This window comes from Microbacterium sp. MMO-56 (assembly GCF_037146215.1).
Taxonomy (GTDB): Bacteria; Actinomycetota; Actinomycetes; order Actinomycetales; family Microbacteriaceae; genus Microbacterium.
This window is the reverse complement of the sequence record NZ_JBBCVW010000001.1, coordinates 65639-79616: the sequence shown is the minus strand read 5'-3', so window position 1 is coordinate 79616 and position 13978 is coordinate 65639. Positions and strand designations below refer to the sequence as shown.

Annotated in this window: 14 protein-coding genes; 7 read left to right on the top strand and 7 right to left on the bottom strand. The window is 69.9% G+C overall.

From position 1 onward, the window contains the following. Positions 1-6 precede the first annotated feature (6 nt). The 3 genes from rpsA to WFI00_RS00355 form a co-directional block, all read right to left on the bottom strand. The gene (rpsA, locus tag WFI00_RS00365) at positions 7-1461 is read right to left on the bottom strand and encodes a 30S ribosomal protein S1 (RefSeq protein WP_336633059.1); all 1455 of its coding nucleotides are present in this window, start codon (positions 1459-1461) and stop codon (positions 7-9) included. A 189-nt stretch (positions 1462-1650) separates the two neighbouring features. Further along, positions 1651-2640 (bottom strand): cation diffusion facilitator family transporter, encoded by a 990-nt coding sequence (locus WFI00_RS00360; protein WP_336633060.1) that lies wholly within the window; start codon positions 2638-2640, stop codon positions 1651-1653. A gap of 1 nt (position 2641) precedes the next feature. Further along, the gene (locus WFI00_RS00355; protein WP_336633061.1) at positions 2642-3070 is read right to left on the bottom strand and encodes a YchJ family protein; all 429 of its coding nucleotides are present in this window, start codon (positions 3068-3070) and stop codon (positions 2642-2644) included. 576 nt (positions 3071-3646) lie between these two features. On the opposite strand from WFI00_RS00355, the gene WFI00_RS00350 reads away from it, so the two are divergent. Continuing rightward, entirely contained in the window at positions 3647-4384 is a 738-nt protein-coding gene (locus WFI00_RS00350; protein WP_336633062.1) for a hypothetical protein, read from the top strand. A 24-nt stretch (positions 4385-4408) separates the two neighbouring features. Continuing rightward, the gene (locus tag WFI00_RS00345; protein ID WP_336633063.1) at positions 4409-5326 is read left to right on the top strand and encodes a 5'-3' exonuclease; all 918 of its coding nucleotides are present in this window, start codon (positions 4409-4411) and stop codon (positions 5324-5326) included. A gap of 14 nt (positions 5327-5340) precedes the next feature. Here WFI00_RS00345 and WFI00_RS00340 read toward each other — a convergent pair whose 3' ends face one another. From WFI00_RS00340 to trpD, 3 genes are all read right to left on the bottom strand, one after another. After that, positions 5341-6330: a PHP domain-containing protein gene (locus WFI00_RS00340; protein ID WP_336633064.1), complete on the bottom strand. Its 990-nt coding sequence runs from the start codon at positions 6328-6330 to the stop codon at positions 5341-5343. 111 nt (positions 6331-6441) lie between these two features. Further along, positions 6442-6936 (bottom strand): aromatic ring-opening dioxygenase LigA, encoded by a 495-nt coding sequence (locus WFI00_RS00335; protein WP_336633065.1) that lies wholly within the window; start codon positions 6934-6936, stop codon positions 6442-6444. A 146-nt stretch (positions 6937-7082) separates the two neighbouring features. Continuing rightward, positions 7083-8144 carry an anthranilate phosphoribosyltransferase gene (gene trpD / locus WFI00_RS00330; protein WP_336633066.1) on the bottom strand — a complete coding sequence of 354 codons (1062 nt, stop codon included), beginning with the start codon at positions 8142-8144 and terminating at the stop codon, positions 7083-7085. Positions 8145-8276: 132 nt separating this feature from the next. Between trpD and ctaE the strand changes: the two genes are divergently transcribed. From ctaE to WFI00_RS00305, 5 genes are all read left to right on the top strand, one after another. Next, positions 8277-8921 carry an aa3-type cytochrome oxidase subunit III gene (ctaE, locus tag WFI00_RS00325; RefSeq protein ID WP_336633067.1) on the top strand — a complete coding sequence of 215 codons (645 nt, stop codon included), beginning with the start codon at positions 8277-8279 and terminating at the stop codon, positions 8919-8921. 20 nt (positions 8922-8941) lie between these two features. Then, positions 8942-9742 carry a cytochrome bc1 complex diheme cytochrome c subunit gene (gene qcrC / locus WFI00_RS00320; protein ID WP_336633068.1) on the top strand — a complete coding sequence of 267 codons (801 nt, stop codon included), beginning with the start codon at positions 8942-8944 and terminating at the stop codon, positions 9740-9742. A gap of 49 nt (positions 9743-9791) precedes the next feature. After that, positions 9792-10871, top strand: coding sequence for a cytochrome bc1 complex Rieske iron-sulfur subunit (qcrA, locus tag WFI00_RS00315; RefSeq protein ID WP_336633069.1), 1080 nt, complete (start codon positions 9792-9794; stop codon positions 10869-10871). Continuing rightward, the gene (gene qcrB / locus WFI00_RS00310) at positions 10868-12673 is read left to right on the top strand and encodes a cytochrome bc1 complex cytochrome b subunit (RefSeq protein WP_336638474.1); all 1806 of its coding nucleotides are present in this window, start codon (positions 10868-10870) and stop codon (positions 12671-12673) included. The genes qcrA and qcrB overlap by 4 nt, the downstream gene beginning before the upstream one ends. Before the next feature lie 82 nt (positions 12674-12755). Then, complete coding sequence (locus WFI00_RS00305) at positions 12756-13175, top strand: rhodanese-like domain-containing protein (protein ID WP_336633071.1); 420 nt, start codon at positions 12756-12758, stop codon at positions 13173-13175. Between the two features lie 22 nt (positions 13176-13197). Here the strand turns inward: WFI00_RS00305 and WFI00_RS00300 are convergent, their stop codons facing one another. Beyond that, positions 13198-13971 carry a PP2C family protein-serine/threonine phosphatase gene (locus tag WFI00_RS00300; RefSeq protein WP_336633072.1) on the bottom strand — a complete coding sequence of 258 codons (774 nt, stop codon included), beginning with the start codon at positions 13969-13971 and terminating at the stop codon, positions 13198-13200. Positions 13972-13978 lie beyond the last annotated feature (7 nt).

Sequence of the window (13978 nt, the reverse complement as noted above, 5' to 3'; positions counted from 1 at the left end):
CGCGGATCAGCGACCCGAGAGCTTCTCGCGGAGCGCCGCGAGAGCCTCGTCGTCGGCGAGCGTGCCGCCGCCGTTGCTGTCGGAGGAGAACGACGACGACGCCGTGGACGTCTCGGTCGGGGCGTTCGCCTCGGCCTCGAGAGCCTTGGCGACGGCGACCTTGTGCGCCTCCCAGCGAGCCTGGGCAGCCGCGTACTCCTGCTCCCACTTCTCGCGCTGAGCGTCGAAGCCCTCGAGCCAGGCACCCGACTCGGGGTCGAAGCCCTCGGGGTACTTGTACTCGCCGTTCTCGTCGTACTCGGTCGTCATGCCGTACAGGGCCGGGTCGAACTCGGTGCCGTTGGGGTCGACCGACTCGTTCGCCTGCTTGAGCGAGAGCGAGATGCGGCGACGCTCGAGGTCGATGTCGATGATCTTGACGAAGACCTCTTCGCCGACCGACACGACCTGCTCGGCGAGCTCGACGTGCTTGCCGGAGAGCTCCGAGATGTGCACGAGGCCCTCGATGCCGTCCGCGACGCGGACGAAGGCGCCGAACGGGACGAGCTTGGTGACCTTGCCCGGGGCGACCTGGCCGATCGCGTGGGTGCGGGCGAAGACCTGCCACGGGTCCTCCTGCGTCGCCTTCAGCGACAGCGAGACGCGCTCGCGGTCGAGGTCGACCTCGAGGATCTCGACGGTGACCTCCTGGCCCACCTCGACGACCTCGGAGGCGTGCTCGATGTGCTTCCAGGAGAGCTCGGAGACGTGGACGAGACCGTCGACGCCGCCGAGGTCCACGAACGCGCCGAAGTTGACGATCGACGAGACGACGCCCTTGCGGACCTGACCCTTGTGCAGGTTGTTGAGGAACGTGGTGCGCGACTCGGACTGCGTCTGCTCGAGCAGGGCGCGGCGCGAGAGCACGACGTTGTTGCGGTTCTTGTCGAGCTCGAGGATCTTCGCCTCGATCTCCTGGCCGAGGTACGGCGTGAGGTCGCGGACGCGACGCAGCTCGATGAGCGACGCGGGCAGGAAGCCGCGCAGGCCGATGTCGACGATGAGGCCACCCTTGACGACCTCGATGACCGAACCGGTGACGACGCCGTCGTTCTCCTTGATGCGCTCCACGTCGCCCCACGCACGCTCGTACTGCGCACGCTTCTTGGACAGGATCAGACGGCCTTCCTTGTCCTCCTTCTGGAGAACCAGGGCCTCGACCTCGTCGCCGACCTGGACGACCTCGTTCGGGTCGACGTCGTGCTTGATGGAGAGCTCGCGCGAGGGGATGACACCCTCGGTCTTGTAGCCGACGTCGAGGAGGACCTCGTCGCGGTCGATCTTCACCACGGTGCCTTCGATGAGGTCTCCGTCGTTGAAGAACTTGAGGGTCTTCTCGACCGCGGCCAGGAAGTCTTCAGCAGATCCGATGTCGTTGATGGCGACCTGCTTGGTGGCCGGGGCGGTCGTTGCGGTAGTCATGTAGTGGGTTGTCCTTGGGTGGTTGGGGTATCGGGCCGCATCCGTCCCGTACGCACGAGGGCGAACGGATGCCGGAGACTGCGGCGGTTGGATTGTCGAGCGATGACGCGCGCGCATGCCGAAGGGCCACACGCGTGACGTTCCATGGTAACAGAACCCGTTCGTCGCCGCGCCGCCCGAGTCCTCCCCTCACCCCCGCAGCGGGTCGGCGGGGTCGAACGGATCGAGGGCGGGGGCTCCGGGGCGCGACAGCGTGAGCACCGCCCATGCGACGCGGGGCCCCGCGTGGAGGTCGTCCTCGATCCGGTTCAGCTCCGAAGCGACCTCGTGCTCGGCCATGTCGCCGGCGAGGTCGACCGCCGCCACGAGGAAGACGCGCCGCGGGCCGACGTACTCCACGTGCAGATACGTCACCTGCGCGACCGCCGGATAGGAGAGGAGGCGCTCGACCGTCGCGCGCCTGACGTCGGGGTCGACGGTGACCCCCACGAGGAATCGGACGTTCTGCCGGATGAGCACGACGGCCACGACCGCCAGGAGGATGCCGACGAGGATCGATCCGACCGCATCCGGCACGCTCGAGCCCGTGAGCTGGTGCAGGAGGATGCCGGTGAAGGCGATCACGAGCCCGATCAGCGCGGCGGCGTCCTCGAAGAAGACGGCGCGCAGTGTGGGGTCGGACGTGCTCATCACGTGGTCGAGCAGATCCCGCTGCACGGCGTGCGCCTCGCGGCGCGATTGGCGCGTCGCCTGCAGGAACGAGGCGCCCTCCAGCACGAACGCGATCGCGAGGACCGCGTAGGACACCCCGAACAGCCCCGCCGGCTCGGGCCGGAAGAGCTCCTGCACCCCGTGCCAGATGGAGACCCCGGCGCCCACGACGAACAGCCCGAAGGCGGCGAACAGCGACCACACGTAGGCGGCGCGCCCGTACCCTCCCGGATGACGCGCGTCGACGGGATGACCGCTGCGGCGGGTGGCGATGTACAGGAAGACCTCGTTGCCCGAGTCCGCCCAGGAATGAGCGGCCTCGGCGACCATCGAGGCGGCACCGGTGAGGACGGCGGCGACCGTCTTCGCGATCGCGATCAGGACGTTGGCCGCCAGGGCGACGAGCACCGTCGTGAGAGACTCCGTCGACGCGTCGGCAGCAGGGCTGCCGGTGCGCGAGGAGGCCACGCTAGGCCTGCCCGTCGACGACGCCGTCGAGGTAGTACCACCGGCCCGCTACGGCGCGGAAGCGGCTCCGTTCGTGCAGGACGCCGCGCTCCCCGGTCCGCGTGTCGCACCACCGCGCGCGGAACTCCACGACGCCCCGGCGGTCACCCTCCCGGCCTTCGGCCGCCATGATCTCGAGACGCTCCCAGCGCAGACCCCCGTCGAGCGTCAGATCGTCGGGGACGCTCGACGGATGCCACGACGCGCGCACGTGCGCCTCGTCGCCGAGAGCGAACGCCGTGAACCGCGACCGCATCAGCTGCTCGGCGCCGGAGGCGGCGCGACCGGCCAGGATCGGGCCGCAGCACTCCCCGTGGCGTCCGCCGCCGCACGGGCACGGCGCGTCGTCCGCCAGCCGGGGCCTGCGCTGCGCGGCGACACCGAAAGACATGCCGCCGAGCCTACGCGCCTGTGGACAAGGTCCGGGCGTGGCCTGTCGGAGTGGCTACCGTGGGGTCATGGGAGCGACGGTGCGACGGCGGTGGGCCGCGGTGGGCATCGTGTGGGCCGTGACGGCACTGTCGGCCTGCACTCCCCCGCCCACTCCGAGCCCGACGCCCACGGGCTTCGCCTCCGCCGAGGAGGCGTTCGCCGCCGCCGAGGCCACCTACCGTGCGTACGTAGATGCGCTCAACGCATATCGCTCCTCATCGGTGGCGACGCTGAGGCCCACAGATTTCCTGACCGGTGAGGCTCTCGATGCAGAGCTATCCGCCGAGAGGAGCTTCACCGCACAAGGGATACGTCTCGTCGGCGACACTTCCGTACGTTCGATCCGACTGGTTCGTGCGGACGCATCATCAGGCGAACTCGGTGTGTGTCTTGATGCTACCCAGACGCGGGTCATCAACTTGGACGGCCTGGACGTCACACCCCCAGATCGGCCTGATCTCTTGGGGCTACAGGTTCGAGTGGCTTGGTCCGCCGAGCGTCCGTTAATCACGAGTACCACAGCGAGCGATTCAGAGTGCTAGCTCTTGTGCTGGCTTTCGCGATCAACGCGGGGTCGCAATGTTCAGCCGTCGAGCGACTGGCGGGCCTGTGCTCGGTGACGAACACGGGCACCACCGTCGAGGTCGGGGCGACGCGGCCGGGCGGCGGCACCGACGGCACCGACGCGACCGACGCGACCGATGACGCGCCGCCCGCAGACCCCCTCCTGCGCACGCCCGCGGGGTGCGGCGGCCTTCGCGGCGAAGGCTGCTACAGCGTCGAGGTCGTGCGCGAACCCGCGATGAGCGACCTCGCCTCGTTCGCGCCGGCGCCCCTCGCCCTCGGGGACGAGCCCGGCGGGGTGGGGCTCGTCGGCATGCCCGTGAACTTCGTCGTCGACGCCCACGGGCATGAGCAGACCGGCACGCTGTTCGACCTTCCCGTGGCGGTGCGCTTCACGCCCGAGGCTGTCCTCTTCTCCTACGGCGACGGCGCGACGCGCACCGCCGCGGACGGAGGACGCTCGTGGGGAGAGCTCGGGCTCGCGTCCTTCAGCGCCACGTCGACGAGTCACGCCTACTCCGCGCGCGGCTCCTACACGGCCTCCGCGGCGGTCCGGTACTCGGCGTCCGTCGACTTCGGGCGCGGCCCGGTCGCGGTTCCGGGGTGGCTGGAGATCCCGACGGGGACCTCGGAGGTGCGCGTGTTCGAGGTCCGCACCGCACTGGTGGACCGCACCTGCATCGAGGATCCGGCGGCGAGCGGCTGCTGAACCGCGCCGTGCCAGGATGATGCCGTGACCGATCGCCTCATGCTCCTCGACACCGCGAGCCTGTACTTCCGCGCCTTCTACGGGGTCCCCGACACGGTCACCGCGCCGGACGGACGACCGGTCAACGCGGCGCGCGGCCTGCTCGACATGATCGCCAAGCTCGTCACGACCTACGAGCCGACCCATCTCGTCGCGTGCTGGGACGACGACTGGCGCCCGCAGTGGCGGGTCGACCTCATCCCGAGCTACAAAGCGCACCGCGTCGCGGAGGTCGTCGCTGTCGGCCCCGACGTCGAGGAGGTCCCCGACCCGCTCGAGGTCCAGATCCCGGTGATCCGCGAGGAGCTCGCCGTCCTGGGCATCCCGGTCGTGGGTGCCGCGGAGCACGAGGCCGACGACGTCGTGGCGACCCTGGCGACGCGCGCGTCGATGCCGGTCGACGTCGTCACGGGCGACCGCGATCTCTTCCAGCTGGTCGACGACGACCGGGGCGTGCGCGTCGTCTACACGGGGCGCGGGATGAGCAACCTCGAGGTCCTCGACGCGGCGGCGGTCGTGGCGAAGTACCGCGTGCTGCCCGCCCAGTACGCCGACTACGCGGTGCTCCGCGGCGACGCCTCCGACGGGCTGCCCGGCGTCGCCGGGATCGGCGAGAAGACGGCGGCGTCACTCCTCGCCGCGCACGGCGACCTGACCGGCATCCGCGCGGCGGCCGAGGCGGGCGAGGGGATGACGGCGGGGGTCCGCGCGAAGATCCTCGCCGCCGCCGACTACCTGGCGGTCGCTCCAACGGTCGTGGAGGTCGTGCGCACCCTCGACCTCCCCGCGATCGACGCCCGTCTGGGAGTCCCCGATGCGGACGCCGTCGCCGCGCTCGGTGCCGCGTGGAACCTGGGCTCCTCGCTCGATCGCGCCCGCGCATCGATCGCCGCGCGGGCCTGACCCGCGCCCGGTCGTCAGCCTTCGCGGCGCGTCCACTCCCTCAGCCGATCCAGCGGCCACGTCGTCACGATCCGCTCGGCGGGGACGCCCGCCCGCTCGGCGCGGGCGGCGCCCTCGTCGAGAAGTCCGAGCTGACCCGGCGCATGCGCGTCCGAATCGATCGAGAACAGGCACCCCTCCGCGAGCGCGAGGGCGATGAGCCCATCCGGCGGATCCTGCCGCTCGGGTCTGGAGTTGATCTCCACGGCGATGTCGTGCGCGGCGCAGGCGCCGAACACGGCGCGGGCGTCGAAGGACGAGGGCGGACGCGTGCCGCGGTCGCCGCTGACGAGGCGGCCCGTCACATGCCCGAGGACATGCACGTCGCCGCTCGAGACCGCCGCGACCATCCGCCGGGTCATCGCCGGTCCCGGCATGCGCAGCGTGGAATGCACCGAGGCGACGACCACGTCCAGTCGCTGCAGCAGCCTCCGCTCCTGATCGAGGCGCCCGTCGTCCAGGATGTCGACCTCGATCCCGCCGAGAAGCGTGAACCCGTCCCCGGAGAACGCCGGGAGCTCCGCGAGCTGGGCACGCAGGCGCTCGGGCGAGAGCCCGTGCGCGATGCGCAGCCGTGGCGAGTGATCCGTGAGCGCCAGGTACTCATGGCCCAGGGCCCGGGCCGCGTCCACCATGGCACCGATCGGCGTGGTGCCGTCGGACCAGTCCGAGTGGCAGTGCAGGTCGCCGCGCAGGAGGGACCGCAGCTGCGAGGTCGCGGGAGCGTACCGTGCCCGCAGCTCGGCGAGGTACGACGGCACGCCGCCCGCCAGGGCCTCTCGGATGACGGAGTACGACGACTCACCGATGCCCGCACGCCGACGCAGTCCCGGATCCGCCAGCTCGGACTCGCCGAGGTCCGCGATCACCGCGGCCGCCTTCCGGAAGGCGGCCGAGCGGTATCGCGACGCCCGCTCGCGTTCGAGCAGCGTCGCGATCTCCAGGAGCGCGTCGTGGGGCTTCATCCGGTTCCCCGTTATACCGGACCTCGCGGGCCGCCGGAACGGGCTCGACGAGCGGTGCACCAACGACGACGAGCCCCCGCGTCGCAGGGGCTCGTCGTGAGGTCGGTCTCGTCAGGCTCGCGTGACCGCGGATCTGCGGACGACGACGGGGACCGAGGCGAGTCGCACCAGCGCTCCGCCGAACAGGATCGCCAGCACGCCCATCCCCATCGCGAAGGCGGCGACGCCGAAGGAGACGACGGACGTGAACAGCGACGCCCGCAGGAACGAGGCGTTCATCATCGTGGCGCGCACCGGGTCGTCGCGGTCGAGCTCGGCGTAGGTCTTGCCGCCGGACGCCTCGAGGGCGTGGTGCTGGATGATGTCGGCCTGGACGTACGCGGTGAACGGGCCGGCGACGGTCTGACCCTGGAAGGCGGCGGCGTCGTCGGGGACGGTGATGTTCTCCGCGCGCAGCTGGCTCGAGACGGTGGCCCAGACGATCACACCGACCACGATGAGGGCGATTCCGCCGAGGATGCCGAGAATGCCTGCGACCTTGACGAAGCCCACCTTCTTCTGCGGCGGCTCGAGCGTGTCGGCGGTGTGGCTGACTTCTTCGGACATGGGGAGGTTCCTCTCTGCGGCGTGGTGATGCGTTGGTGTCACGGTATCGCGGCATCGCTCCCACGGCCCGGCGCATCGACCGGAGAAAACCCCTCCGATGCCGCGGAAAAGCCCCGCGAAGCCGCGCTCCGCCGCCCCGCGACGGATCAGGCCACGTCGCGACCGGATGCCTCCACCCAGCGCGCCAGCACACCCGCCGCGGCGCCGCCGTCGATCGCCGCCGCGGCCCGGTCCCGCGCCGCGGCGAGGCGCTCGATGATCGGGAACTGCACCTGCGTCGCGTCGCGGAAGAGCTCGTACGAGACGATGCCCGCGGCCGCGTTCAACAGGACGATGTCGCGCACCGCGCCGGTCTGCCCGTCGAGGACGCGCCGGACGACCTCCGCGTTGTGCGCCGCGTCGCCGCCCAGCAGGTCGTCGATGTCGGCGAGCGGGATGCCGAGGTCGCGCGGGTCGAGATCGTGCTCGTGGACGTCGCCTCGGCTGATCTCCCAGACGCGGCTGTGGCCGGTCGTCGTCAGCTCGTCGAGGCCGTCGTCGCCACGGAAGACGAGCGCGGTGGCACCGCGCGTCTGGAAGACGCCCGTGATCAGCGGCACCCGGTCGAGGGCGGCGACCCCCACCGCGTTCGCCTCGGCGCGAGCCGGGTTGCACAGAGGGCCGAGGAAGTTGAAGACCGTGGGGACGCCGAGCTCCCGACGCGTCGCCCCGGCGTGCGCGAAGCCGGGGTGGAACGCCGAGGCGAAGGCGAAGGTGATGCCGACCTCCGCGAGCACCTCGGAGACGCGCTGCGGAGACAGTGCGAGGTCGATGCCGAGCGCGCCCAGCACGTCGGAGGAGCCCGATGCGGAGCTCGCCGCCCGGTTGCCGTGCTTGACGACCGGGATGCCCGTCGCCGCCGCCACGATCGCCGACATCGTCGAGATGTTCACCGTGCCGAAACGGTCGCCGCCGGTGCCGACGATGTCGAGCACTTCCGCGGGGACCGGAAGCGGCAACGCGGCCTCGAGGATCGCGTCGCGGAAGCCGACGATCTCGTCCACCGTCTCGCCTTTGGCGCGCAGCGCGAGGAGGAATCCGCCCAGCTGGGCGGGCGTGGCCTTCCCCGTCATGACCTGACGCATCGCCCACGTCGACTCCGACACGCTGAGGTCACGCCGATCGAGGAGGGCCGTCAACACTTCCGGCCATGAGTAGAGCTCCGCCACGGGAGTAGATCCTATCGGCAGACTGTCAGCACACTCGCGGGCTGCTCAGAGCGCACGCCGATGCCCCCGAAAGTCCGGTGATGTGGGCTGACACCTTCAGGGATGCGAAAACTGGGCGCTGAATCCGCCATAATGGGGAACGTGACGACGACTCCAGCTGCCTACTCCCAAGCCTTGCGATCCGTGAAGCGACCGGATCCGGTGGCTGTCGGCACGATCGTGTGGCTCGGCAGCGAGGTGATGTTCTTCGCCGGACTGTTCGCGATCTACTTCACCCTGCGCAACGCCGCGCCGGAGATGTGGGCCGAGAGCGCACAGGATCTGAACGTCCCGTTCGCCGCGGTCAACACCGTCATCCTCGTGCTGTCGTCGTTCACCGCCCAGGCAGGCGTCTTCGCCGCGGAGCGGTTCCAGCCCTACCGCACCGGCTCGTTCTGGCAGTTCCGCCGCTGGGGCATGGTCGAGTGGTTCTTCCTCTCCTTCCTCATGGGCGCCGTCTTCGTCTCCGGCCAGGTGTGGGAGTACGCGACGCTCGTCGCCGAGGGCCTGCCGATCAGCGCGAACTCCTACGCGTCGGCGTTCTACCTCACCACCGGTTTCCACGCCCTCCACGTCACGGGTGGGCTCATCGCATTCCTCCTGGTGATCGGCCGCGCCTTCGCCGTGAAGAACTTCGGGCGCAAGGAGATGACGTCCGCGATCGTCGTGTCGTACTACTGGCACTTCGTCGACGTCGTCTGGATCGTCCTGTTCTTCGTCATCTACGTCGTCAAGTGAGAGCGGAGCTGACTTCCTCTATGTCCTCGAAGACCCCGCGCCAGAAGACCGGCCGTCGCAGCAAGTGGGCCGCGGCCGCCCTCATCGGCATCGGCCTGCTCGTCACCGGCGGCATCTACGCCGGCGCGTCCGCCGCGATGGCGGCCACCGAGCCCGCATCCCCGACCACGGCCCTCACCGCCGACGACGGCAAGAAGCTGTTCCAGGCGAACTGCGCCACCTGCCACGGCCTCAACCTGGAGGGCACCGCCGACGGTCCCTCGCTCTACGGCGTCGGCGAGGTCGCGGTCGAGTTCCAGATGTCCACGGGCCGCATGCCCCTGCAGATGCAGGGACCGCAGGCGCCGCAGAAGCCCGCGCAGTTCACCGAGGACCAGATCCTCGCGATCTCCGAATGGGTCCAGTCCACCTCCCCGGGCCCGATGTTCCCCGCCGCCCGCACCCTGGACGGTCAGGGCGACGTCGCCAACGGCGCCGAGCTGTTCCGCATCAACTGCGCCATGTGCCACAACGTCGCCGGCGCCGGCGGTGCTCTGACGGAAGGCAAGTACGCCCCCGCGCTGACCAGCACGAGCGCGCTGCACATGTATGCGGCGATGGCGACCGGCCCGCAGAACATGCCCGTCTTCAACGACATGACGCTCACCGCGGACGAGAAGCGCGACATCATCTCCGCGCTCCTGTTCCTCCAGAAGAACGAGTCGCCCGGCGGCTTCTCCCTCGGGTCGCTCGGCCCGGTCTCCGAGGGCCTGTTCATCTGGATCTTCGGTATCGGCAGCCTGATCGGGCTCACCGTGTGGATCACGGCGAAGTCCAACTGATCGGGAATCTGTGGACAACGACGGCACTGACGTAGCGAACGGACGAACAATGGCACACGAGGAAGACGCGCTCGAGCACGAGAGGGGCTCATGGAAGCCCTCCGCGGGGCTCGCCGTCGCCGTCCCCGACCCGGTACGCAACCCCGGTCTGCCCCCGCATCGGGAGCGCATCACCGACAAGGACCCCGCCGCCATGAAGCGCGCGGTCCGGACGGTGTACACCCTGTTCTATCTCTCCCTGGCGGGGAGCATCTGGGCCATCGCCGCCTACATGCTGTTCCCGATCGAGAGCGGATCGCTGGTCGACATCCGGCACAACAACCTCTTCATCGGCCTCGGCATCGCCCTGGCTCTGCTCGCGATCGGCATCGGCGCCATCCACTGGTCCAAGGCCGTCATGAGCGACAAGGAGTTCATCGAGCCCCGCCACGCGACGCGCGGCCGCGACACGACCCGTGAGGGCGCCATCCAGGCGTTCCGGGACGCGAACGAGGAGTCCGGCTTCGGTCGGCGCACCGCGATCCGCGGATCGCTCATCGCCGCGCTCGTCGCCTCGATCCTCCCCGGCATCACTCTCTTCCGCGGGCTCGCCCCGCAGAACAACCCGGAGAACCCGATCGCGGGCGACCCGGTCGCCCTCCTCAGCCACACGATGTGGAAGAAGGGCGAGCGCCTCGCCCACGACCCGTCCGGCGAGCCCATCCGCGCCGCAGACCTCACGCTCGGCTCCGCCGTCCACGTGATCCCCGCGTCCCTCGCCGACCTCAGCCACCACGACGGCTACCTCGAGGAGAAGGCGAAGGCGATCGTCCTGCTGATGCGTCTGCTCCCCGAGCAGCTGCCCGCCGAGCACAACAAGCTCGAGTGGTCCTATGACGGCATCGTCGCGTACTCCAAGGTCTGCACGCACGTCGGATGCCCCGTGGCCCTCTACGAGCAGCAGACACACCACCTGCTGTGCCCCTGCCACCAGTCGCAGTTCGACGTCTCGCGCTCGGCCGCCGTCATCTTCGGCCCGGCCGCGCGCCCGCTGCCGCAGCTGCCGATCACGGTGGACTCCGAGGGCTACCTCGTCGCACAGAGCGACTTCCACGAACCCGTCGGCCCGAGCTTCTGGGAGCGTCATTGAGCACCGCGACCGTCACTGAGACCCCCGCCTCCACGGCGGACGCCGACAAGCCCCTCGGGGGCCGCTTCGTCGCCGGCGCGGCGAACTACATCGACGAGCGAACGAGCATCTCCGGGATGGTCAAGGAGCTCGGCCGCAAGATCTTCCCCGACCACTGGTCCTTCATGCTCGGCGAGATCGCGCTGTGGAGCTTCGTCGCCGTCCTCCTGTCGGGGACGTTCCTGACGTTCTTCTTCCAGGCCTCGATGGTGGAGACGCACTACAACGGCGCCTACCTGCCGCTGCGCGGCGTGGAGATGTCGGCCGCGATGGACTCGACCCTGCGGCTGTCCTTCGACATCCGCGGCGGTCTCCTGGTCCGCCAGATCCACCACTGGGCGGCGCTCGTGTTCGTCGCCGGCATCGGCGTGCACATGCTCCGCGTGTTCTTCACCGGCGCCTTCCGCAAGCCGCGCGAGCTGAACTGGGTGATCGGCTTCATCCTCTTCATCCTCGCGATGGGTGAGGGCTTCACCGGCTACTCGCTGCCCGACGACCTGCTCTCGGGCAACGGTCTGCGCATCATCGACGGCATGATCAAGGGCATCCCGCTGATCGGCACGTGGACCTCGTTCCTGCTCTTCGGCGGCGAGTTCCCCGGCACCCAGATCGTCGGACGCCTCTACACGCTGCACATCCTGCTGCTGCCGGCGATCCTGGTCGCCCTGCTCGCCGTGCACCTGATGCTCATGATCGTGAACAAGCACACGCAGTTCGCCGGCCCCGGCCGCACGAACAGCAACGTCGTCGGCTACCCGATGATGCCGGTGTACATGTCCAAGATGGGCGGCTTCTTCTTCATCACGTTCGGCGTGATCGTGCTGATCGCCTCGCTGTTCACGATCAACCCGATCTGGAACTACGGCCCGTACGACCCCTCCCCCGTCTCGGCGGGTACCCAGCCCGACTGGTACATCGGCTTCGCCGACGGCGCCCTGCGCCTCGTGCCGCCGCACCTGGAATTCGTGCTGTGGGACCGGACGTGGTCGTTCAACATCCTCATCCCGCTGGGCGTCATCGGCATCTTCATCGTCCTGGTGATGCTGTACCCGTTCATCGAGTCGTGGATCACGGGTGACAAGCGCGAGCACCACATCGCACAGCGCCCGCGCCACGCGCCCACGCGCACCGCGATCGGTGTGGCCGGTGTCGTCTTCTACGCCGTCCTGTGGGCCGCCGCCTCGTCGGACATCATCGCGACGCACTTCCATCTGACGATGGAGGGTGTGATCCACACCCTGCAGGCGCTCCTGATCATCGGGCCCGTCGTCGGCTACTTCATCGCGAAGCGCATCGCCCTGGCGCTGCAGAAGAAGGACCGCGAGATCGCTCTGCACGGGTACGAGTCCGGTCGCATCGTGCGCCTTCCCGGTGGCGAGTTCATCGAGGTGCACCAGCCCGTCGACGCGTACGAGCGCGTGAAGCTCGTGGACTTCGAGACCAACGCCCCGCTGGTGGTCCGACCCGACGACCAGGGCCGCATCCCGTGGCACGAGAACCTGCGCTCCTCGCTGTCGCGCTGGTTCTTCGAGGATCGTCTGGTTCCGGTCACGCAGGCCGAGATCGACGAGGCGGAAGCCCACGCACACCACGCGGCGGTCCACCTCGCCGAGTCGGAGGACGCCGAGATCCAGGGCATGCACGAGCGTGCGGGTGTGCCGGATGCGCCGCACCACCCCATCGACGACGGTCGCCGGAGTGAGACCGCGGTGCGCCCCTCCAACGTGATCGTCCCGGACGAGGACGACTCCACGAAGGGCTGATCACACAAGCTGGCAGTCAAGCGGCGAGGAGAGACCGTTCCGGTCCTCCTCGCCGCTTCGTCGTGCGCGTAGCCTCGCACGCATGTCAGACACATCGCCACTGTCCTACTTCTCCGCCAAGCTCCGGCACGAGACCGATCCGTCCGACGTCTACGCGGCGCAGAAGGCGGGCGAGCCCGTCGTGCTCGTCGACGTCCGCAGCGCGGAGGCGTGGGCCCAGGGTCACGCCGCCGGTGCCGTGCACATGCCGTACCGCGACATCGCCGACCGTGCGCCCGACGAGCTCGACCCCGGCGTCCCCGTGGTGGTCTACTGCTGGAGCCCGGGGTGCAATGCGGGCGCGAAGGGCGCCGTGGAGTTCGCCCGAGCGGGATTCGCGGTGCGCGAGATGATCGGCGGATACGAGTACTGGGCCCGGGAGGGTCTTCCCGTCGAGAGCGCGCAGGGCCCCCTCCCCCGCCGGTTCGATCCGCTCGTGATGGTCGTGCGCGACGCGGGCTGAGGTCTGCGTCGGCGTGCCGGCCTCAGCCCACGCGGTCGATCTCGTCGGCGAAACGCGACGCGGCCGCCCCGAAGAAGCGGGGAGCGCCGGTGGCCGCCTCGTACGCGGCTGCGGCGACGTCGGCGACGACGGCCGTGACGTTGTCGCGTGAGCCCGCCTCGAGCGACAGGCGGACGAGCTCGTCCGCCGCCGCCTGAGGGCCCGCCACGTCGCGCAGGACGTCGGCGATCGCGTCGTCCGGCAGGTAGTCACTGACTCCGTCGCTGCAGAGCAGCCAGCGGTCGCCCCGCTCCGGCGTACGCTCGTCCACGCGGACGGGGTCGGTCGCGTCGCCGCTCAGCGACGCCGTGATGATGTTCCGCCGCGGGTGGGTCATGGCGTCCTCCTCGCGCACGAGGCCCTGCTCGATGAGGACCTGCACGTACGAGTCGTCCCGGGTCTGTCGCGACAGCTTCCCGCCCCGCAGCAGATACGCGCGCGAGTCACCCGTGTGCGCCAGCAGGAGCTCGCCCCCGTCGGAGAACCACAGCGCCGTGAGCGTGGTCGCCATCCCCGCCAACGCGGGGTCGCGCCGCACGTGGGCGCCCAGATCCCAGTTCGCCCAACGGATCCGGTCGACGAGGGCCCCCGCGTCGGACACGGGGTGTCCGCCGCTCACCAGACGACGCAGGAAGGCGGCGGACGCCAGGTCCCCGGCCGGGCCTCCGCCCACGCCGTCGGCGACGCCCGCACCCCAGGACGCGGCGAAGGCCGCGTCCTGGTTCACGTCTCGATGGGCACCGATGTCACTGGACACACCGGCC